The sequence below is a fragment of the Mucilaginibacter sp. NFR10 genome, from assembly GCF_900100445.1.
GTDB classification, from domain to species: domain Bacteria; phylum Bacteroidota; class Bacteroidia; order Sphingobacteriales; family Sphingobacteriaceae; genus Mucilaginibacter; species Mucilaginibacter rubeus.
In genome coordinates, this window is sequence record NZ_FMTV01000006.1 from 18,627 (window position 1) to 39,345 (window position 20,719).

The window sequence follows — 20,719 nt, forward strand, 5'->3', positions numbered from 1 at the left end:
TTGTTTAATTTAAGCTATCAAAAGGAGGCTGAAAAATGAGGCAATTAGGCGCAAACTGGTTTATTGAAGGTCATATTGATTTTGAATACAAAAAATATATCCTGTTAAGCTACCTGCAGGAAATTAACAGTCACTTTGATAACAGCCGGTTATATCCCAACCTGGCCGACCTGATATTTCATTATAACAACCTCATCGATTTTAAAAAGAATAAATCGCTGTTACAGCAGGCTTTTCCGCAACGCTTAACACAGGCTGATATCGACGCCGTAAAGCTTACCTATCAAAAGATCATTATGGATGATCAAAGCATGCAGGAGATAGAGCAGATCATTACCTATGCCTTAGGCAAAATGGACCCGGCTATAAAAACCGGCAGGGACATTTATGATTTTGTAGAAAGCCATGTGAATATTGATCCGGTGGGCATTATCCCTTTAATGCCCTATCACGGTTATTTTTCGTTACAGAATGGCAAAGAACGCACCAACCGGGTCTACGAGTACCAGATCACTATTTTTGAAGGTAAGGATGATAAATACCGGGGCATTAACGTAGCTTTTGTTGATGCCTACGAACAAAGTATCACCAATACCCCCGAAAGTATTAAACTGCATCTCATAAACCGGAACAAGTTTATGCCCAACCCCGCGGTTTACTATGTACACAGCGATATCACTTTTCCGCTTGAGCAAACACTGCTGCCGGTGGCCAAAAGAAGCCTGGTGAAGTATATTTCGAATGCTGCGTAAGTGCTTATCAAATTATTTTTATTCAGGAAGCAAGGGTGGCACTGTTGCCTATTACGTTTACCTATCGGGCAAACCCTGAATCGCGCATGAAACAACGCTCCTCCCGGTTAGGCTTTTGCAACGTTGAAGAGCTTATGGCAAGCCCGGGCATTTAAGATGAGAGTTTGATGAACTCTCCGGAAGGAGAATCATACCCTGGGCCGAAAATTCAACCATGAAGGCTGCCAACGGGCGGTTAAAAGTGGCCGGTTCAATTGGCACATACTCGCACATGTCAGGCTCTCACTTTTTTAGCTCCTATTTATCTACCCTTACCTATCTGTAATATACTATCTCTCAAGAAGATCGGAATCAACTTTATAATTATTACTGCTAATTGCTTTTCATATGATTATAAATCGTGAAATTATTTGTCTTACCTGGATAAATACTATCTGACATGAAAAAAAACGCAATAATATTGATTACCGGTTTATGGTTAAGCTGCTTTATCAGTGTGGTTCGGGGACAGGGAATAAAAGATTCTGTACTTAGCCTTCGGTCGCCGGATAAAAATATAACATTCAGGTTTCGTCAAAAAGTTGAGGCCGGGAAACGTGCCATGTACTATAGCGTGGATTATAAAAACAAACCGGTAATTCTGCAGTCGGTTCTCGATCTGCAACTGGATAATGACCTTTCAGAAAAAGCAATGGCGCTGAAGGTAGATCAGCATAGAAACTGGTGCGAAAACCTGTTGATCACCGGCGTTGATTCATCCCGGCATGATACCACATGGGCACCAGTTACCGGAGAGCGGGCTATGATCCGGGATCATTACAACGCAATCAATATTACGCTGGTAAAGGATGACAATCCCATTTATGTAATGCAGGTGCAGGTAAGGGTTTATAACGAGGGGGTTGCATTCCGGTATTATTTCCCCGAAAACCCTAAAGGAACCTACTACAACATCACTGCGGAAAACACCGAGTTTCACCTGCCTGAAGGCACCCAGGCCTGGTTTGCCAATTGGGCACAAGCGCCGTATTACAAACTGTCGCTAAAAAACTGGCCCGGCGAAAGCGAACGGCCGTTAACCATCGAATTGCCTAACGGCCTTTTTGCAGCGCTGGGGGAAGCACAACTAATTGATTATGCACGCACTAAATTTAAGCTGAGTGCCGATAAACCATCCACCCTGGTAACCTCTATGTTTGGCGGGGCGCAGCTTATCTCGCCGGTAGGCACGCCATGGCGGGCAATCATGATAGCTGAAAAACCGGGCGACCTGATTGAACATAATTACATGATGTTAAATCTTAATGAGCCATCGGCAATAGCCAACACTAATTGGATTAAACCCGGTAAAATCATGCGGGTAATGGCCATGACAACAAATGATGCAAAAACCAATATTGATTTCGCGGTAAAGCATAACCTGCAATATATTCTGTTTGATTGGAAATGGTACGGACCGGCATTTAGCTTTAGCTCGGATGCTACCAAGGTTGCTATACCTGATTTTGACCTGCCTGGTATAATCAAATATGGCAATGATAAGGGTGTTGGTGTTTGGTTATATGTTAATCAGCAGGGTTTATTAGCCCAAAGTGATAGTTTATTTGCTATTTATCATAAATGGGGTGTAAAAGGCGTAAAATTTGGTTTTGTGCAGCAGGGCTCGCACCGCTGGACAACCTGGGTGGAAAAAGCAATTCAACAGGCGGCCGCTGCCCAGATCATGGTAAATATTCATGACGACTGGCGGCCAACCGGCGAGCAGCGTACCTGGCCAAACCTGATGTCGGCCGAAGGGATCCGTGGCAACGAGGAAATGCCCGATGCTACGCACAATACCGTGCTGCCTTTTACGCGGTATATTGCCGGAGCAGCCGATTATACCTTCTGTTATTTTGATAAACGTATTAAAACTACCCATGCCCATCAATTGGCGCTGGCAGCAATTTACTACAGCCCGCTGCAAACGCTGTATTGGTATGATAAGCCTTCGGCGGCGCATAATGAGCCCGAGCTGGAATTTTGGGACAAAATCCCAACCATATGGGACGAAACGAAAATAGTGCAGGGAACACCGGGCGAATACATTTCTACAGCCCGCAGGAGCGGAAAAGATTGGTTTGTAGGTACTGTCACCAACAATGATGCACGTGAAATCAAACTTGACCTAAGTTTTTTAGAACCCGGTAAAAAGTATAAAGCGACTATTTATAGCGATGACTCATCGGTTAACACTGAAACGCATGTTAGGGTCAGCAGTAAAACTGTTAATAGTAAAACAGTATTAAAATTTGCCCTGCTGCCATCGGGCGGCGAGGCGGTTTATCTTACTCCCGAAAAATAATCCATAATATATATAGCATACATGAGCCAACAGCGTAAAAATAATTATGTAATCAGTGCAGATATCGGCGGTACGCATATTACGGCAGCGGTCGTTGATCTGGAAAAAAAGATGATCATTGAAGATACCCGTACCAGGTTAACTGTGGACTCGCTTGGAACGGCAACTGAAATACTTAAAACCTGGGCGGAAGCATTAACACAGGCTTATGAAAAATTCGGATCTCCGGCTCAGCAGGTTGCCCTGGCCATGCCTGGTCCATTTGATTATGAAAATGGGATTTCACTGATCAAAGACCTGCATAAGTATGAGGCCATTTATGGTTTAAATATTAAGTTATACCTGTCTGAAGAGCTCAGGATAGATGCTGCAGATATCCTGTTCCGAAATGATGCCGAAGCATTTTTACAAGGGGAAGTTGTGGCGGGAGCAGGCACCGGCTCCCGTAAGGTTCTTGGGCTTACGCTGGGCACAGGGTTTGGTTCAGCTTTGTGCGTTGATGGTATTGTGAACGATTTAAACCTGGGCGGCGAACCTTATAAAGATAGCATTGCAGATGATTATTTCTCTACAAGATGGTTCTTACGGCGATATCATGAAACAACCGGACTGTCCGCTACCGGAGTGAGCTCGTTGATATCAATGTCCAAACACAGCGCTGTAGTCAGGAACATCTTTGATGAGTTTACGGTCAACCTGTCTTTATTCCTTCGGGATATTATCCAAACCGAAGGTCCTGATGTAATTGTTATCGGTGGCAATATTGCAAAAGCGTCGGGCATGTTTCTGGATGAACTTACCGCCAGGTTAACAGCATATGCTGAAAGTTTAAAAATAAAATTAGCTTTATTGGGAGAAGACGCGGCGCTGATGGGTGCTGCTGCGGCTTTTGATAGCAGGCGGGGACTTAATATCTTATTTAACGCCAATCATCCGGGTAATTAATTTTAATAACAATATGACCAATAAACCAGCTTTTACCGAGAAAAAATTCATCGTAACCTTTGTATTTGTAACCTCACTATTTTTAATGTGGGGCTTACTGCATTCCATGAGCGATATCCTGAACAAGCATTTTCAAAATGTGCTTAATCTCTCCAAATCCCAATCCGGCTTAATCCAGTTCTCCGTGTTTGGGGCTTATTTTATTATGAGTATCCCCGCAGGATATTTTTTAAAGAAGTTTGGCTATAAACCGGGCGTAATCCTGGGACTGATTTTATTTGCCTCGGGCTTATTCCTGTTTGTGCCTGCGGCCAACGCGGCTTCATTTACTTTTTTCAGGATAGCTTTATTTATTATGGGCTGTGGTATGGCTACTTTAGAAACTGTTGCGCATCCATTTGCGGCTGCCCTGGGCGATCAGCGCCGGAGCGACCAGCGGGTAAATTTTGCGCAAACCTTTAATGCATTGGGTACTATGATTGGTCCCGGTATTGGCACGTATTTTTTATTCGGACCTAAAGCTATCCACACAACCGACCTAAGCTCAGTAAAAGCGCTGTATGTGGCCATCGGCTGCGTGATTATACTTATAGCAGTTGCTTTTATGTTTTTGAAAATTCCGGTTTTAACAGATCCGCATGCAGAAACTTCGGCCGTCGATCCTGATGTGGTTAATGTAGACGTGGAGCCATCAAAAAAACTATATCAGCATTCGCATTTCGTATGGGCAGTTGCGGCACAGTTTTTTAACGTGGCGGCGCAAGCCGGCACATGGGCATATTTTATCAACTACGGTGTGGATATTATGCATTTCAGTAATAAAAAGGCCGGCTACTTTATGATTATTTTTATGGGGATGATGGCACTGGGGCGTATTGTGGGCACTTCGTTAATGACCTATATCGCACCCAATAAATTATTAGCGGCATTTGCCTGCGGCAGCATCTTAATGTGCCTGATAGTTGCACAGAGCCTGGGCTGGACGTCATACATCGCCCTGCTCATGATCAACTTCTTTTTTAGCATTATGTTCCCCACCATTTTTAGTTTGGGGATCAAAAACCTGGGCAGTCATACACAACAGGCTTCATCTTTTATAGCGATGGGGGTAGTGGGCGGCGCGGTATTTCCAATGATAATGGGGCAGATAGCCAATCATAGTGTCGCTCACGCTTATTACCTTCCGATCATCTGCTACGCGGTGATCTTTTTATTCGGCGCTAAATTTTATAAAGTTAAACACTAATGAAAAGTGCCCGGAGAAACATATCAACCCACATATTGCCTGCACACCATACTATCACACTCAATAATGTAACGATAAAAGCCGAGCCGGTAAACCAGGGCTTCAATAAACAATGGTGTTTTAATATGCCGGCAAGCGCCGATGCTGAAATTGTATTGAATTAAAATTATGAGAAGGTATTGTCTCTATTTTATTTTTTTAAGCTCGCTGATGTTGGTAGATCTGCCGGTAGCACAAGCGGCTGTTTGGCAATGGTCGGTGGCGGTTAAGCCTGCTGGTACCAAGCGGGATCCGTCAAGGGCTTTTTTATGGATATCGCCGAATTGTAAGCAAGTGAAGGCGGTCATATTCGCCCAGAACAATATGGAGGAGCAATCCATATTGGAAGATCCTCAATTCAGAAAGGAAATGGGCAAGTTGGGTGTTGCGGAGATTTGGGTTAGCCCGGCTTTCAATCTTAAGTTTTTGTTTAATGCGGGCGCCGGAGATCAGTTTAACACGTTGATCAATGACCTCGCTGATATTTCAGGTTATAGCGAATTGAAAACAGCGCCGGTGATCCCTATCGGGCATTCGGCAGCGGCAAGCGCACCTTATTATTTTGGTGCATGGAACCCTTCGCGTACGCTTGCTTGCATCTCGGTAAGCGGGCAATGGCCATATGTAAGAAACGTTTTTGCTCCCGATATCTGGCGTAAAGATCAAAGCCTGGACTATATCCCTTGTTTGGAAACAATGGGCGAATACGAAGCTGCCAACACCTGGAGCGATGAGGGATTAAAAGAAAGACAGGAACATCCGTTGCTGCCGTTGAGTATGCTATCCAACCCTGCACAAGGGCATTTCGCTGCCACGCTTGAAAAAACCGGTTACCTGGCCTTCTACATTAAAAAAGCCATGCAGTACCGCTTGCCAAAAAATGTACCGCCGGGTACTGTTCCGAAATTGATTGATATCGATCCGACAAAAACCGGCTGGCTGGTTGATAAATGGCGTTATAATGAATTGCCCGCTGCGGATGCAGCACCTGTAGGAAGGTATAAGGGGGATGCTTCAAAAGCCTTTTGGTATTTTGATGAAGAAACAGCTCGGGCAACAATAACCTACCAGGCAAAACATCGCAATCAAAAACCACAGCTCATAGGTTGTGTACAGCATGGCGGGGTGGTTGAACAGCGTAGTACGCACCAGCAGGTAAACCTGAAATTTGAACCTGAAGCCGATGGCATCACTTTTAAACTCCATGCTGCATTTTATGATACGGTACCCGGGGGCAGTCCCCGCTTACCTGTTTGGGCTGGCATGCCGGTTGGTTCCGCTATAGGGCATGCTGCCGGGAATATTCCTATTGCTATTAACCGCATTACAGGCCCGGTTATCAAGATAAATGATTCCACTTTCAGATTGAGCCCGCAGGCCGGTTTTTGGGAGAACCCGCATAGTTATGAGTTGTGGTTTGCTGCTACCCATCCTGGAGATGCTGAGTATAAACCGGCCGTACAGCAATCACAAATGCTTGTGCCACCACACAATACAGCGGGGAAGGAGCAGCATATTACATTTTTTCCGGTCCCCAACCAAAAGGCACATGCAAAGGGAATAAAATTGGATGCCAGCTCAGATGCACAGGTGTCTGTGGGGTTTTATGTATTAGAAGGCCCGGCGGAGCTATCAGGCAATACATTAAATATTACAGCTATTCCGCCGAGAAGCCGTTTCCCGGTAAAAGTTACCGTGGTAGCCTGGCAATATGGTAATAGCCATGAGCCTAAACTGCAAACGGCAATGCCCGTTGAACAATCCTTTTTTATTGAAAAATAATTGAAACACTTTTAATATTAACCGTAGTTATGCTTCTTCTAAAAACTCAATGTGTTTCACCTAAAAGGCAATGAAATAAGCAGTATAGTCTTTTATTATACCCGAATTGATCGCCAATAATCAGTTAAGATCAAGAGTTAACGAAATATTTAACGGTGCTGCCCAGCGCTACATGAAACCTAAAGGAATAGAAGTATAGCTCGGGGGCCCTGCTAATAAGCCAGCAGCCGTTCCATGCTTTCTTCCAATCGCGCCTTGGCCAAAAACTGATCTTCCAAAGCTTTGTTCATGGGGATGGCTGTATCGAGGCTACCACAACGCATTACGGGGGCATCAAGATATTTAAAGCAATGTTCGGCCAAATGGGCCGCAATTTCGGCGCCGAAACCATTGGTGAGTGTATCTTCATGCAAAATCAGCACCCGGCCTGTTTTTTTAACACTGGTTTCCACCGCTTCCTGATCCCAGGGTTGCAGACTGCGCAGGTCGATGATCTCTATGGATTGATCGGGATGTTTGTCTGCATACTCCAATGCCCAGTGTACACCAAGACCAAATGTAATTATACTGGCCTTTTCGCCTTGCTTAATCATATTAGCCTTGCCTATCTCTATCATTACATCATTATCGGGCACATCGGCGCTGATACTGCGGTACAGGTATTTGTGTTCGAAATAAATTACCGGGTTAGGATCGTCAATGGCAGCAAGCAGCAGCGCTTTGGCATCTGCCGGGAAAGCCGGATAAACCACTTTTAAGCCAGGAGTTTTGGTAAACCAGGCTTCATTGCTTTGCGAGTGGAAGGGGCCTGCCCCGGTACCTGCACCCGCGGGCATCCGTATTACCACATCAACGCCCTGCCCCCAGCGATAATGCGTTTTTGCCAGGTTATTAATAACCTGGTTAAAGCCACAGGTAACAAAATCTGCAAATTGCATTTCAACAACGGCTTTGTAGCCGTTAAGGGCAAGCCCCATGCCTGCACCAACAATTGCCGATTCGCAAATGGGGGTGTTACGTACACGGGCCTTACCAAACTCCTCAACAAAGCCCCGGGTAATTTTAAATGCGCCGCCGTATTCGGCAATGTCCTGTCCCATGATCACCAGGTTGGGGTGTTTGTGCATAGCTTGTTTAAGCCCGTCGCTAATGGCATCTATATAGCGCTTACTGGCAACCGGCGATGATTTTGGCTGTACAGCAGGAAAGCTGTAAGGCTTGTACATATCCTGCACCTCGGTGGCCACATCCGGTATAATATCTGTTTCGGCATAAGCCTTTTCAATTTCGGTTTCAATAAGGGCGGCGAACTCCTTACGGATAACAGAGATCATGTCTTTAAACAAAACCCCTTCGGTAATCAGGTACTTTTCAAAGTTTGTAACCGGGTCCTTTCCTGCCCACCACTCAAATAAATTAGTGGGAACATATTTGGTGCCTGATGCTTCCTCATGGCCACGCATCCTGAAGGTCATACATTCCAGCAAAACAGGGCGCGGATTTTCACGAATAGCTTTATTAAGTGAGGTTATGGTGTTATAAACTTCAAGCAGGTTATTGCCGTCAATACGGCGGCCTTCAATACCGTAGCCTACGGCTTTATCAACCAGTTCGCGGCAATTATATTGTTCGTTGGTTGGGGTTGAAAGGGCATAGCCATTATTTTCGATCAGAAATATTACCGGCAGTTTCCAAACAGAAGCTATGTTAAGTGCTTCGTGAAAGTCCCCTTCACTGGTGGCACCCTCGCCGGTAAAAACGAGGGTTGATTTTTTTTTAGCCGATAATACATCCGCTAAGGCAATGCCATCGGCCAGGGCAAGCTGCGGACCGAGATGGGATATCATCCCAATGATCTTATACTCCTGGGTACCGAAGTGGAAGGAGCGGTCACGCCCTTTAGTAAAGCCCGAGGGTTTGCCCTGCCATTGCGCCATTAACCGCGACAAAGGGATATTTCTCGATGTAAAAACACCGAGGTTGCGGTGCATAGGCAAAATATATTCGTCGGCATTCATAGCAAGGGCGCTGCCAACTGCTATGGCTTCCTGGCCAATACCCGAAAACCATTTGCCAATGCGGCCCTGCCTCAGCAGGATCAGCATCTTCTCTTCAACCATGCGCGGAAACAGCATTTTTTTATAAAATTCCAGCAAAGTATCATTATCGAGGTTTTTCCTGTCAAAAATCATAACGTAAAACTACTGAAGTTTTTAAAACTTTGTATGTTTGGTGATACTATCCAAAAACTATGAAGCGCACCTCTATTTTCATCATTATATTACTGCTCATGATCGGCTTTGCGGCCAGTTCGCAGGATTTTTTCTTATTGCCACATAATTTTTACGTTCACAAAGGCGATAAGCTTAACCTGCATTTGTTGAGCGGCAACGAGTTTAAACCCGAAAATGAATTTAAACTTGCCACAGCAAAGGCAACTAAATTTATGCTGTATGAAGGCTCAAAGAAAACGGACCTTTCAAAAGTCAGTAACTCTGCCGATAGCAGTCTGCTTGTCTATGAGCTGCAAAACTCCGGTCTTGCACTTTTTGAACTGGTAAGGGATGATGAAACAGAATCGGAAAGGAATAAATTTATCAGGGCGCTTGAAAGTGAAGGCCTCGATAAAATGGCCGAAGAAGCCCGGGCCAGTAGTCAGCAATACTTTGTTGAAAAGTATCACCAGTCAAGCAAAACCCTTATTTCTGTTGATAAAGCTAACGGTAAGGACTTTGATAAACCCCTGGGTGAGGAATATGAAATTGTAATACAACAAAACCCCTATAAATCAAGCTATGGCGATGATGTTACCGCCCAGGTGCTTTTTAGAGGTAAACCTATGAAGGATGCTGTGGTGATGCAATATGTACGTACTTTGAACGGCACCATCGTTCCGCAAAAATTATTGAGCGACAGCAATGGCCTGGTATTTTTTAAACTGAGCCGTGAGGGGGTATATATGGTCAGCTCAACCCATGTTGAACCATCGCAGGATAAAAAAGCCGACTATGAAAACTGGAGCACTACTTTCACCTTTGCCTTCAGCAATACCGATGACGTACCAAATTCATACAGGGAGTTTGGATTTGGAAATAAGCATTGATTTTTTAGCAGCAGTTGCAGGTTTAGTAGCGGGTTAAAAATATGGCGACATCATTGTGAGTCTTCCCTTTTTGGGGGAGATTTAGAGGGCGCAAAACCTTAATTACCTATCTGCTCGCTGAAACCGCGTTAGTAAGTTTAACAAAATCCTCCACACTCAATCTTTCCGCACGCAGGTCGAGGACAGGCTCATCAGTCAATTTTTCTTTGTTGATGAGTGATGATATGGCGTTGCGCAGGGTTTTGCGGCGCTGATTAAACCCGGCTTTTACAATTTGCCAAAACAGTTTCTCGTCGCAATCAAGTGTTTGTTTATCGTTGCGTGTAAGCCTGATCACTGCCGAAAGCACCTTGGGCGGAGGATTAAATACACCGGCCTTCACCGTAAACAGGTATTCCACTTTATAATAGGCTTGTAAAAACACGCTGAGTATACCATATTCCTTGCTGCCTGGTTTGGCGGCACAGCGTTCAGCAACCTCTTTCTGGAACATGCCCACTACCTCAACCACCTGCTGGCGGTTGTCAAGCACCTTAAAAAGTATTTGCGATGAGATGTTATAGGGGAAATTACCGATAATGGCAAAGTTTTCGGGAAAAATGCTTTTAAAATCAAGCTCCAAAAAATCGGCATTGATAAGGCGGGCACCTAATTGCGGGTATTTTTTTTTCAGAAAATCGTACGATTCGGTATCAATATCAATGAGTGATGTTTCGTACTCGCTTTTTTGCAGCAGGAAATCAGACAGTACTCCCATGCCCGGTCCCACCTCAAGCACATGGCCGAAACGCCCTTCGGGTTTCAGGCTGTCCACTATCTTTGCTGCTATGTTTTTATCAGTAAGAAAATGTTGCCCTAAATGTTTTTTTGCCCTTACCAATGTCATTATTAATCAAATATTTGAGCAAATTAAATCATATTTGTGCTTTTATCAGGAACTATAAGCTTAAAATCTTTTATTTGCAGGTGTAAAGATAGGTTAAAGGCGAAAGGTTAAAGGTAAAAGGTTTGCCTAAGTTGAAGGTTAAAGGCGAAAGGCAAAAGGCAAAAGGTCGTTTAGCTTTATAAACCATTAATAATCATCACTGTTAAAATATTGAAATCACCGCTTAAAAAAATCGGTGAAATCATAAAACTCAGTGAAATCATAAAAAAATAATGAGCGATAAATTAAAAATTGGAATCAGCATTGGCGATGTAAACGGCATCGGTTTAGAGATAATTATTAAAACTTTGGCCGATAGTAAGATTTATGATTATTGTACGCCTATTGTTTACGGGCATACCAAAGTGGCTTCGTTCCACCGCCGTGCAACCCAGGTTAATGAGCTTAATTTTTTGGTGATCAATGATCCTTCACAAACTCATTTCCGCAAACCTAACATGATCAACTGTTGGGAAGAGGATGTAAAGATTGATATCGGGCAGGTTACGGAAGCAGGAGGCAAGTACGCTTTTAAATCATTGGAGCGCGCTGTTTATGACCTGAAGGAAGGTTATATAGATGCATTGGTTACCGCTCCTATTAACAAGGATAATATACAGAACGATAAATTCCACTTTCCCGGCCATACCGAATATTTACAGCAATACGATGGTGCTGCCGAATCGCTGATGTTTTTAGTGAGCGATACTTTACGCGTTGGCGTGGTTACAGGTCATATCCCGGTATCAAAAATTGCCGAAAGCATTACCGCCGAAAAAATATTGGCCAAACTGAAGCTAATGAACCATAGTTTGCAAAATGATTTCTGGGTGCGCAAGCCAAAAATAGCCGTATTGGGGCTTAACCCCCACGCCGGCGATAACGGCCTCATCGGCAGCGAAGAAAAAGATATCATTATACCTGCTATTGAAGAAGCCCGCTCAAATAATATACTGGCATTTGGCCCATACTCGGCCGATGGTTTTTTTGCCAATGGCACTTACCTGCAGTTCGATGCTGTACTGGCTATGTATCACGACCAGGGCCTGATCCCTTTTAAACAGATCGCCTTTGAAACAGGTGTTAATTTTACAGCCGGGCTAAACTTTGTGCGCACCTCGCCCGATCACGGAACTGCGTATGATATAGCAGGAAAAAACCAGGCTTCTGAGGTCTCCTTCCGCGAAGCGCTGTTTACAGCTATCCACATTGTCAAAAACCGCAGGGAAGGACTCGAACTTAATGAAAATCCACTTTTATTCAGCAAGCTAAGCCGCGACAGAGATTAAAAAAGCCTTGTAATAGTAATGTTTCAATTTAATTACCGTTAAATTAAAACATTTACGCTGCTTGTTGCATTTACATGACTGAATGAATAATTTTCTTAGCCGCATACGTTCAATAGATGCATTCCGCGCTGTAACAATGTTCCTCATGATATTTGTGAATGACCTGGATGGCATTCCGAATACCCCAACATGGCTTAAACACGCGGGCTCAAATGTTGATGCGCTGGGTTTGGCAGATACTATTTTCCCCGCGTTTTTATTTATAGTCGGGCTTTCAATTCCCTTTGCTTTTCAAAACAGGTTAAAGCAGGGCGACAATTTCAAGCTACTATCACGGATAGTGAGCCGCTCGTTCGCGCTCATTTTTATAGGTTTCTTTCATGCCAACATGGAAACCTACAATGAAGCTACCACCCTGTTACCCAAACCCGTTTGGGAAAGCCTGGTTACATTCAGCTTCTTCTTTATTTTTTTAGATTACGGTAAGGATACGTCAGCCACTAAACGCTATATGCTGCAGGGCTTCGGTATATTGTTACTTGCAGGCATGGCGTTGCTATATCGTACCAGCGACCCTGGGCATACCTGGCTTCACTTTACCTGGTGGGGTATTTTAGGCCTGATAGGCTGGTCATACATGCTTTGCGCACTTATCTATTACTATTCCGACGGGCATTTATGGGTACAGCTGGCGGCCTGGATGTTCTTCATTTTCTTTAACCTGGATGTGCACTTCGGCTTTCTCGATTTTATCGACAAGCTGCAGGGCTATATCTGGATTGCGGGTAATGGCGCCATGCAATCGTTCACAATGGCAGGGGTATTTATTTCTGTATTGTACATGCGCCTCAAGGCCAATAACGAAATGAAGATGCTTTGGGTGGCCATGATCCTGATTGCAATAATTTTGTTTAACCTTGGTTTTATAGTGCGGTATTTCAGCGGCGGCATCTCTAAAGAGCGCGATACCCCTTCATGGGTGCTTATTTGTACCGGGATAAGTTTGGTGGTGTATGCCTTTTTTATTTTCCTGGTTGATGTTAAAAACAAATACAACTGGTTTAAGGTGATAGAGCCCGCCGGTACCAATACTTTTACCTGTTATATAGTTCCCTTCCTGTTTTACCCTATATATGAAATGAGCAGGATTGGCTATCCCGAATACCTGAGCCAGGGCACCGGGGGCTTAATCAAATGTATTGTATTTGCTTTTGTAATGGTATGGCTTACGGGTTTGTTGGATAAGATTAATATTAGGATTAAGATATAAGCAGACAGTTTTACTTTATTTTGATGAGATACTGCCCTCTTCCGCCTCTTATAATAGGGCCGCCTTTCTTAGGAAGATCAAAGTAGATCTCATTAAACTGAAATGTCACAGTATAGGCCGGCGTTTCTTTTGTTATTCGTATTAAGTTTCCTGGTAGTTCATATTTCCGTGAGGTCTCTGAATCTTCTTTTACAAAATAGGTTTTCATCTTCGTCGTATCGGCAACTATCTTATTTACGACATCAAGAGGATCGAATTTAAATGTCTCATTATTGAGCCCTAATGTATAGATGAATTTTGATGTGCGAATATTAGCGGTTTGAGTTGAAATAATCTTTATCCCATTAAAATTATAAACAACGCTATCAGCCGTACGATCATTTGCGAAAACAATATCATAGCCGGTTACAACCGTGATGTAATTTTTTTGTGTAAAAACATAGCCTATCTGCCCGTCCGTTACCATTTCACTTTCAAAGTAAAGATAATCGGTAAAGCGATTGAGGCCAAGTTGTTTCTTTGCCCATTGGTATTTTAGTGTGCGTAAGCCTTCCCTGTCAACAAGAAGGTTATCATAGTCGTTTTTTTGTTTAGCTAAAGAATCGCTAACTATGCTGAGATTTTTATTAAAATAAGGTTGCAGGCCCATAAGGTCATAATGGTAAATGAAATAATTGAGCCTGCTTGCGCCAAGACTTCCCTCCAGCATGTCGATTTTCATACCGTCAACAGGCACCAGTTTACCTTCTTTAAATCCATTATGCTTTTTAAAAAATTTAATCACCATACCCCTTTGCGAATACATACTCATGGTAAACGCGCTTTGTGGCCCGTAGATACTAAGCAGGGTTAGCATGCAGAGTGAGATGGGAATGATCTTAATATTCTGTTTTTTAAACAGTAAAAAATAAAGCGAGATGAACAGCAGCCACAAAGCAAGTGCTATCAAAAAATACCTGAATTCGGTAACGCCATAGCTAAATACCCTTGTGCCAACGGCAACAAACAGCAATATCTGCAATGGGATTAATAAAAAGTAAAAGCTGCGGGTATAGGTTTTGAGCCATTTGTTTTCGTTTTGCTCGCGGATGGGGTATACCAACAGGAGCGATAATATGCCAAATACGGCATAACCTAATATCAGGTTTGATACAAGGCCTTTGGGCAGCTTCCATTCAATGAGTATTTTGATTTCATAAGCCAGTAAAATGAGCACATATACTGTTGATAGCGGGATGAGTACATATTGGGTGAAGATCTTTAGGCCTTTGGGGTAGCTTTCATCTTCATTAAGCGCGCGAGTGTTTGTTGGTACTCCCGCTAAAAAGAAGGTAGTAGTGAACATCCCTGTGATCCATACCCATAAAATCTGATAAGTATCCCACTCAAACTTAAAATTAAACAGAAAGTTGGTAGCTCCTATTGCTGCGGCCAGCCCAGCAAACAATACTACGCCATACAGCATACATGCCAAAAAGCGTAAAAAAAGAGTTTTATTAAACTGCCAAAATCCTCGTATCTGGCCTTTGCCGGTAAAGGCAGCAAAAGAAACCATTAAATGAAAAGCCAGGCTAAGCAAAAAGAACCGGGTATAATCTGCCTGTCGTTCGGGGGGATTAATAATAAATATGAACAGTACAGCTATCACAGCCGCTGCAATTTTTGCTAATACTATTTTGGTTGTTTTCCATCCTTTGCTTTGCGTGTACAGCGTAGCTGAAAGACTAAGCAGGAAACCAAGGTTGGCTATCATGATAGTGCGCATGCACCAGTTTTCGCTTATACGGTTAAGGTGATTAAGTTCGATCTCTATAGTAGCTGCTATGGTGCCAGCTAAGGCAAAAAGTGTTTCAAACGGATAACGTTTAATGGTATTTACCGCGCTTTGTAACAGGTTTTTTAATGACGGGAATTTCATTTGTGTGAGGTTTAGGAACTAATGTAGTATTTATTTGTGTTTTTGAGGTTCGGTTTGAGGTTTTACTTCTTGCAGAATGATGAAAATGTAAAATATATGTATTAAAAATCAAACCAATACCACGGTTAATTGCATTTAACACATTAGTGTTTATATTTGCGTTCGCAAAAAAACATCATTTTACGATAATGAGAGAAATACAATTCAGAGAAGCGCTAAGAGAGGCCATGGTCGAAGAAATGCGCAGCGACGAGAATATATACCTGATGGGTGAAGAGGTTGCCGAATATAACGGCGCGTACAAAGTAAGCCAGGGAATGCTGGACGAATTTGGCGCAAAGCGTGTTATAGATACGCCCATCTCTGAATTGGGTTTCGCCGGTATCGGCATCGGCTCGGCAATGAACGGCTTACGCCCTATCATCGAGTTCATGACTTTCAACTTTTCACTGGTAGCTATCGACCAGATCATCAATGGCGCTGCCAAAATGATGTCAATGAGCGGCGGCCAGTTTTCGGTGCCGATTGTTTTCCGCGGCCCTACCGGTAATGCAGGTATGCTTAGCTCACAGCACAGCCAGTGCTTTGAAAACTGGTATGCCAACTGCCCTGGCTTAAAAGTGGTTGTACCATCAAACCCATACGATGCTAAAGGTTTATTAAAATCAGCCATCCTTGATCCTGATCCGGTTATTTTTATGGAGTCGGAATTAATGTATGGCGATAAAGGTGAAGTGCCTGAAGAAACTTACTATATCCCATTGGGTAAAGCAAAAGTTGTTAAAGAAGGTACTGACGTTACTTTAGTTGGCTTTGGCAAGATCATGAAAGTGGTTATCGCTGCTGCTGCCGAACTTGAAAAAGAAGGTATCCACGCTGAGGTGATCGACCTGCGTACTGTACGCCCTATCGATTATGCTACAGTTATTGAATCGGTAAAGAAAACAAACCGCCTGGTAATTATTGAAGAAAGCTGGCCGTTAGGTTCAATTGCTACCGAGGTTGCTTTCAAAGTTCAAAAAGATGCGTTCGATTACCTTGACGCTCCTATCCTGCGTATCATGGGTGGCGATGTTCCGCTTCCTTACGCTCCAACTTTGATCCAGGAGTACCTGCCAAACCCTGAAAGGGTGATCAAAGCGGTTAAAGAAGTAATGTACGTTACCAAGTAATTGTTTTCTTAAACAAAATATTCAATTGGGCCCGGTATTTCATACCGGGCTCTTTGTTTTTAGAAACTTTATTTTAGTTGCCCGCTTTGCCACATTTCAATCATCTTAATAGCTATTATTGGGGGATTTGTAAAAAATGCCTACTTTTAAAAATTAACATTTTTGAACATGCGATACACCTACTTTAAAGCATTTAAACCCTTATTTTTTATTGTATCGGCGCTGGTATTCACCGGCAATGTTGCCTTGGCACAAACCCAGGCGGCAACTCCGGCCGCGGCTCCGGTAACCGGGGTACAAACCTTTATTGATAAGTTTTTTAAAGAATACGACAAGCAAGGCACGGCCCGTGCAGTGATTGACATTTTTAAAAGCAACAAGCAGATGGATTCAACCCGGCTTACCGGGATTATTGTCAAAATAGATTCCATGCGAAGTGTAATAGGCAAATATCTCGGCAAGGACCTGATCATGCAACGCAAGGCTTCAAATAGCCTGGTTCTGTACAGCTATCTGCTTAAACACGAAGGCCAACCGGCCCGCATGACGTTTATGTTTTACAAACCCAAAAATGAATGGGAGATCTACCGCCTCTACTTTGATATAGACGTTGATGGTGAACTTGCCGAATCATCAAGAGTAACGGGGAAACCATAAAAGAGGTAAAAGGCGAAAGGCAAAAGGCTTTTTTTGTAAAGATTAACTGAACCTTTCATCTTTATCCTTTCGCCTTTAACCTAAAATTAGTCCACCAATATATTCTCGCCAAACTTTTGCGAAACCGTGGTATCCCCGCGGTTTTCAATTTTTATCACCAGCGAACTGTCGTACGGAATTTTTTCAATCAACTGAATTTTTGTTCCTATCCCTATGTTCAGCCGTTGAAGGTATTGCAAAAATGAACTGCTGGTGTCACGCACGGCGGCAACATGGCTTTGGGCACCAGGTTTAAGCTCAGAAAGGCTTACGGAATAGGATTTAGGCACTTTACCGTTCGCCTTTGGTATAGGGTCGCCATGCGGGTCATATTCAGGAAATCCCAGGAATTTATCCAGCCTGTCGGCAAGGGTGGCGTCGTTAATGTGTTCCAGTTCTTCGGCAATATCGTGGATCTCATCCCAGTGATAGCCTAATTTCTCCAGTAAAAAAACTTCCCAAAGGCGATGGCGGCGTACAATTAATGTAGCATCCTTTAAGCCCTGCTGGGTTAACCTTACACCATTCTTTTTATCATATTCTATCAATTGTTTTTCGGTAAGCTTACGGATCATATCTACCACCGAGGCCGGGTTATTGCTGAGCGATTCGGCAATGGCGGTGGGCGTTATTTTAAAATCCTTCCCTTGTAATGCAAGGCGATAAATAGCTTTTAAATAGTTTTCTTCCGAAAGCGTATACATCAGTAATCAATTTGATAAAACACAAACATAAGCAAAAGTAAAGCGCTTATTACATCCTGAACGTTAGGTAGTGCCTCAGCTTAAAAGAAAATACTCCGGATAAAACTTTTGAAGATTGGTTTTAATTATAATTGTATATGGATATTCAACTTTGTATTATTCTGCAAAATCCTCCGGCGGGGGTAGATTTCGGAATTCAAAAGGGCAGCGGAAACAGATATGAAACCATTCAGACACAACGATCCGATGGGCTGGATATCCAATTTAATCTGACGATCCAATTAAAAAGCGATCCGCAGAAGATCAATGATCCTCGATTTTCGGGGCCGTTTGTACAGGGACAGCCCGCAAGTCAATTCCTTTATATTGACGTTGGTGAATATGCAGGCCAGGTGGGAGGCTGGAGCCGCAGAGTTAAAGTTCCGCTTTCCGGAGTAACCTGGGACATGATAACCCAGCTTGGCCACCATTCGACTGCATTCCTTATAACGAGCTTTCCGGGAACAGCAAAAGACGGCAGTCCCATTTGTGCTACGGTAAAACCATTTGAAGGCTGGAAGGTAAATATGCCTTAAACTGAGCCTCAATGACCTTATAGATATGCCTTAGAAACAAAATAGGCCTCCTTGTCAGGAAGCCTATTTGCTATATAATAATGTTTATTAGTGATGCCCGTGACCACCACCGTGACCATGTCCGCCGTCACCACCGTGCCCGCCACCATGACCATGATCACCGCCGCCGTGCCATCCGCCTCTGTTTGGGTTACCGCCATGCCATCCGCGATCGCCGCCGCGCCAGTGATTGGCATATCTTACATCACGGCTGTTACGGATGATCACCTGATCATGACGGCCGCGATAGCCGGAATAATGATCCCTGTAGTATGCGTTGCGTATCCATGGGTTACGCTCATTTACCACAACTTTATATCCATTGTAAACATTATAGTTACGATACCTTACAGGTAAATACCTGCGGTGTACCCATACGTTGTTTTCATAGTAAATATAATTATGGGTTGGCACATCGTAGTAAGCATCAATATCAGGCATGTAATAATAGTCAACATGATCATAGCCTACAGGCCCCCAATCGGGCTGGCTGCCTATGTTGATCCCTAAACCAATACTAACCTGTGCAGAAGCTATTTTTGCAGTAAAGCAGCTTAACAAAATAACTGCCGATAAAATCATCTTTTTCATAACGCGTGTAATAAGTTATATTTATATGACTACGGTTAAAGCCCATGGTTTAACCTGTCTCAATATCTGTTGCTCCATTTATTCAAAACAAATGCCATTGTAATGGCAACCTTAGTGTAATGAAGCAAGCTCAATTAATTGTAACACAGCAAATGTTAGTTATTTTCCATCTTAATTAAATGAGCAATATTCCAAATTAAAAAAATTGCATTTTGTTATCATTCGGTTAATAATTGTATGGAAAATAAAAGCTTTCCGGCCCTCCCGGCGCCCTGCTTCAGCCCTTGCAATACTGTCTGCAAAAACATACGAAAATAGCCGCACAAAAAAGCCACCCCAACCGGGTGGCTTGAAATTGATAGCTAAACTACAATTATTGTTTAGGCGGCGCGGGCTGATCGGCCGGTGCTTTGCCTATCAGGTCCATAAATTGATCCAATTTTGGTGTTATGATAATTTGAGTACGCCTGTTTTGTGCTTTACCACTCGGGGTTGAGTTATCCGCGATAGGATTATACTCACCACGGCCACCGGCAGTTAAACGTTTAGGATCAACCTGGTAAGTGGTTTGCAGGGCCTGCACTACTGATGAGGCACGTAAAGCACTTAAATCCCAGTTGTTGCGGATGTTTTTCTGCGAGATAGGAACATTATCCGTATTACCTTCAATCAGCACATCATAATTGCTATAGTCCATAATGATCTTGGCTATCTTGCTTAAAGTAGCGCCAGCCTTATCAGATATTTCATAACTACCTGATTTATATAACATATTATCAGATAATGAAATGTAAACCACTCCCTTCAATACCTTTACATCAACATCCTGGGTTTCCTGCGGAGTTAATGAGCGGGTAAGGTTGTTGGTCAACACCATGTTAAGCGAATCGCTTTTGTTTTTAGCGTTAACCAACTGCTGTATATAGCGGTTTGAAGCATTGATCTCATCAACCAGCTTTGATATATTCACATTGCCCTGGCTGCTTGAGTTTAAACATTTGTTCAAGGCATCCTGCAAAGCGGTTACATTTGTTTTTTGCTGCTCAATTTGCTCTTCAAGGCTTTTGTTACGGCCACGTGCCACGGCAAGGGCCTGTTCGCTGGTTTGGTATTTAATGCTCAGGTCTTTGGTGCTGTTCTGCAATTGTGTGTAATTAGCATCCAGCTCTTTGTATTTTTTGCTGCTTACACAGCTTTGGCCTAATACTGCTGTTACAAGCAGGGCCAAAATGGATATTCGATATTTCATAGTGTAATTTGATTTAAATCGTTTAACAATAAATCGGTTAGCTAAGTAACGAATATAATGTCCGTTTATAGCTAACCTAT

Annotated in this window: 18 protein-coding genes; 12 read left to right on the forward strand and 6 right to left on the reverse strand. The window is 43.2% G+C overall.

Features of this window, described 5'->3' with window-relative positions; all coding sequences use genetic code 11:
• Nucleotides 1-35 precede the first annotated feature (35 nt).
• The 6 genes from BLP33_RS19090 (at nucleotide 36) to BLP33_RS19110 (ending at nucleotide 7,108) form a co-directional block, all read left to right on the forward strand.
• The gene (locus tag BLP33_RS19090) at nucleotides 36-752 is read left to right on the forward strand and encodes a hypothetical protein (protein WP_090532103.1); all 717 of its coding nucleotides are present in this window, start codon (nucleotides 36-38) and stop codon (nucleotides 750-752) included.
• Nucleotides 753-1,191: 439 nt separating this feature from the next.
• Complete coding sequence (locus BLP33_RS19095; RefSeq protein ID WP_090532105.1) at nucleotides 1,192-3,096, forward strand: glycoside hydrolase family 97 protein; 1,905 nt, start codon at nucleotides 1,192-1,194, stop codon at nucleotides 3,094-3,096.
• A gap of 21 nt (nucleotides 3,097-3,117) precedes the next feature.
• The gene (locus tag BLP33_RS19100; protein WP_090532107.1) at nucleotides 3,118-4,041 is read left to right on the forward strand and encodes an ROK family protein; all 924 of its coding nucleotides are present in this window, start codon (nucleotides 3,118-3,120) and stop codon (nucleotides 4,039-4,041) included.
• Between the two features lie 13 nt (nucleotides 4,042-4,054).
• Nucleotides 4,055-5,287, forward strand: a complete 1,233-nt coding sequence (gene fucP, locus BLP33_RS19105; RefSeq protein ID WP_090532109.1) for an L-fucose:H+ symporter permease — start codon at nucleotides 4,055-4,057, stop codon at nucleotides 5,285-5,287.
• Nucleotides 5,287-5,451: a hypothetical protein gene (locus BLP33_RS27495; RefSeq protein WP_175490065.1), complete on the forward strand. Its 165-nt coding sequence runs from the start codon at nucleotides 5,287-5,289 to the stop codon at nucleotides 5,449-5,451. Before fucP ends, BLP33_RS27495 begins: the two co-directional genes overlap by 1 nt.
• 4 nt (nucleotides 5,452-5,455) lie before the next feature.
• Entirely contained in the window at nucleotides 5,456-7,108 is a 1,653-nt protein-coding gene (locus tag BLP33_RS19110; protein ID WP_217633191.1) for a hypothetical protein, read from the forward strand.
• 212 nt (nucleotides 7,109-7,320) lie between these two features.
• On the opposite strand, the gene BLP33_RS19115 is transcribed toward BLP33_RS19110, so the two are convergent.
• Entirely contained in the window at nucleotides 7,321-9,300 is a 1,980-nt protein-coding gene (locus BLP33_RS19115) for an alpha-ketoacid dehydrogenase subunit alpha/beta (RefSeq protein ID WP_090532112.1), read from the reverse strand.
• A gap of 59 nt (nucleotides 9,301-9,359) precedes the next feature.
• On the opposite strand from BLP33_RS19115, the gene BLP33_RS19120 reads away from it, so the two are divergent.
• Complete coding sequence (locus BLP33_RS19120; protein ID WP_090532114.1) at nucleotides 9,360-10,211, forward strand: DUF4198 domain-containing protein; 852 nt, start codon at nucleotides 9,360-9,362, stop codon at nucleotides 10,209-10,211.
• Nucleotides 10,212-10,317: 106 nt separating this feature from the next.
• Here the strand turns inward: BLP33_RS19120 and rsmA are convergent, their stop codons facing one another.
• Nucleotides 10,318-11,097 carry a 16S rRNA (adenine(1518)-N(6)/adenine(1519)-N(6))-dimethyltransferase RsmA gene (gene rsmA / locus BLP33_RS19125; protein ID WP_090532116.1) on the reverse strand — a complete coding sequence of 260 codons (780 nt, stop codon included), beginning with the start codon at nucleotides 11,095-11,097 and terminating at the stop codon, nucleotides 10,318-10,320.
• Between the two features lie 272 nt (nucleotides 11,098-11,369).
• Between rsmA and pdxA the strand changes: the two genes are divergently transcribed.
• Together pdxA and BLP33_RS19135 are read left to right on the forward strand one after the other, a co-directional pair.
• The gene (pdxA, locus tag BLP33_RS19130) at nucleotides 11,370-12,425 is read left to right on the forward strand and encodes a 4-hydroxythreonine-4-phosphate dehydrogenase PdxA (RefSeq protein ID WP_090532117.1); all 1,056 of its coding nucleotides are present in this window, start codon (nucleotides 11,370-11,372) and stop codon (nucleotides 12,423-12,425) included.
• Nucleotides 12,426-12,507: 82 nt separating this feature from the next.
• Complete coding sequence (locus tag BLP33_RS19135; RefSeq protein WP_090532119.1) at nucleotides 12,508-13,695, forward strand: DUF5009 domain-containing protein; 1,188 nt, start codon at nucleotides 12,508-12,510, stop codon at nucleotides 13,693-13,695.
• Between the two features lie 10 nt (nucleotides 13,696-13,705).
• On the opposite strand, the gene BLP33_RS19140 is transcribed toward BLP33_RS19135, so the two are convergent.
• Nucleotides 13,706-15,613: a DUF4153 domain-containing protein gene (locus BLP33_RS19140; RefSeq protein WP_090532121.1), complete on the reverse strand. Its 1,908-nt coding sequence runs from the start codon at nucleotides 15,611-15,613 to the stop codon at nucleotides 13,706-13,708.
• A 188-nt stretch (nucleotides 15,614-15,801) separates the two neighbouring features.
• On the opposite strand from BLP33_RS19140, the gene BLP33_RS19145 reads away from it, so the two are divergent.
• Both BLP33_RS19145 and BLP33_RS19150 read left to right on the forward strand, forming a co-directional pair.
• A complete protein-coding gene (locus tag BLP33_RS19145) occupies nucleotides 15,802-16,785 on the forward strand; it encodes a pyruvate dehydrogenase complex E1 component subunit beta (protein WP_090532123.1) in 984 nt (327 codons plus the stop codon).
• Between the two features lie 168 nt (nucleotides 16,786-16,953).
• A complete protein-coding gene (locus BLP33_RS19150; RefSeq protein ID WP_090532125.1) occupies nucleotides 16,954-17,442 on the forward strand; it encodes a hypothetical protein in 489 nt (162 codons plus the stop codon).
• Between the two features lie 86 nt (nucleotides 17,443-17,528).
• Here the strand turns inward: BLP33_RS19150 and BLP33_RS19155 are convergent, their stop codons facing one another.
• Nucleotides 17,529-18,185, reverse strand: a complete 657-nt coding sequence (locus tag BLP33_RS19155) for a metal-dependent transcriptional regulator (protein ID WP_090532127.1) — start codon at nucleotides 18,183-18,185, stop codon at nucleotides 17,529-17,531.
• Nucleotides 18,186-18,322: 137 nt separating this feature from the next.
• Between BLP33_RS19155 and BLP33_RS19160 the strand changes: the two genes are divergently transcribed.
• The gene (locus BLP33_RS19160) at nucleotides 18,323-18,760 is read left to right on the forward strand and encodes a DUF5990 family protein (protein ID WP_090532129.1); all 438 of its coding nucleotides are present in this window, start codon (nucleotides 18,323-18,325) and stop codon (nucleotides 18,758-18,760) included.
• 87 nt (nucleotides 18,761-18,847) lie between these two features.
• Here the strand turns inward: BLP33_RS19160 and BLP33_RS19165 are convergent, their stop codons facing one another.
• Nucleotides 18,848-19,390, reverse strand: a complete 543-nt coding sequence (locus BLP33_RS19165) for a hypothetical protein (RefSeq protein WP_217633192.1) — start codon at nucleotides 19,388-19,390, stop codon at nucleotides 18,848-18,850.
• Between the two features lie 373 nt (nucleotides 19,391-19,763).
• Nucleotides 19,764-20,639 (reverse strand): OmpA/MotB family protein, encoded by an 876-nt coding sequence (locus BLP33_RS19170; protein WP_090532131.1) that lies wholly within the window; start codon nucleotides 20,637-20,639, stop codon nucleotides 19,764-19,766.
• Nucleotides 20,640-20,719 lie beyond the last annotated feature (80 nt).

What these genes read in the sequence shown, in the direction of transcription:
- BLP33_RS19155 (WP_090532127.1), bottom strand. Translation starts at nt 18,185, where the DNA reads ATGTATACGCTTTCGGAAGAAAACTATTTAAAAGCTATTTATCGCCTT.
- BLP33_RS19165 (WP_217633192.1), bottom strand. Translation starts at nt 19,390, where the DNA reads ATGAAAAAGATGATTTTATCGGCAGTTATTTTGTTAAGCTGCTTTACT.
- rsmA (WP_090532116.1), bottom strand. Translation starts at nt 11,097, where the DNA reads ATGACATTGGTAAGGGCAAAAAAACATTTAGGGCAACATTTTCTTACT.
- BLP33_RS19140 (WP_090532121.1), bottom strand. Translation starts at nt 15,613, where the DNA reads ATGAAATTCCCGTCATTAAAAAACCTGTTACAAAGCGCGGTAAATACC.
- BLP33_RS19100 (WP_090532107.1), top strand. Translation starts at nt 3,118, where the DNA reads ATGAGCCAACAGCGTAAAAATAATTATGTAATCAGTGCAGATATCGGC.
- BLP33_RS19170 (WP_090532131.1), bottom strand. Translation starts at nt 20,639, where the DNA reads ATGAAATATCGAATATCCATTTTGGCCCTGCTTGTAACAGCAGTATTA.
- pdxA (WP_090532117.1), top strand. Translation starts at nt 11,370, where the DNA reads ATGAGCGATAAATTAAAAATTGGAATCAGCATTGGCGATGTAAACGGC.
- BLP33_RS19120 (WP_090532114.1), top strand. Translation starts at nt 9,360, where the DNA reads ATGAAGCGCACCTCTATTTTCATCATTATATTACTGCTCATGATCGGC.
- BLP33_RS19110 (WP_217633191.1), top strand. Translation starts at nt 5,456, where the DNA reads ATGAGAAGGTATTGTCTCTATTTTATTTTTTTAAGCTCGCTGATGTTG.
- fucP (WP_090532109.1), top strand. Translation starts at nt 4,055, where the DNA reads ATGACCAATAAACCAGCTTTTACCGAGAAAAAATTCATCGTAACCTTT.
- BLP33_RS19090 (WP_090532103.1), top strand. Translation starts at nt 36, where the DNA reads ATGAGGCAATTAGGCGCAAACTGGTTTATTGAAGGTCATATTGATTTT.
- BLP33_RS19135 (WP_090532119.1), top strand. Translation starts at nt 12,508, where the DNA reads ATGAATAATTTTCTTAGCCGCATACGTTCAATAGATGCATTCCGCGCT.
- BLP33_RS27495 (WP_175490065.1), top strand. Translation starts at nt 5,287, where the DNA reads ATGAAAAGTGCCCGGAGAAACATATCAACCCACATATTGCCTGCACAC.
- BLP33_RS19145 (WP_090532123.1), top strand. Translation starts at nt 15,802, where the DNA reads ATGAGAGAAATACAATTCAGAGAAGCGCTAAGAGAGGCCATGGTCGAA.
- BLP33_RS19160 (WP_090532129.1), top strand. Translation starts at nt 18,323, where the DNA reads ATGGATATTCAACTTTGTATTATTCTGCAAAATCCTCCGGCGGGGGTA.
- BLP33_RS19095 (WP_090532105.1), top strand. Translation starts at nt 1,192, where the DNA reads ATGAAAAAAAACGCAATAATATTGATTACCGGTTTATGGTTAAGCTGC.
- BLP33_RS19115 (WP_090532112.1), bottom strand. Translation starts at nt 9,300, where the DNA reads ATGATTTTTGACAGGAAAAACCTCGATAATGATACTTTGCTGGAATTT.
- BLP33_RS19150 (WP_090532125.1), top strand. Translation starts at nt 16,954, where the DNA reads ATGCGATACACCTACTTTAAAGCATTTAAACCCTTATTTTTTATTGTA.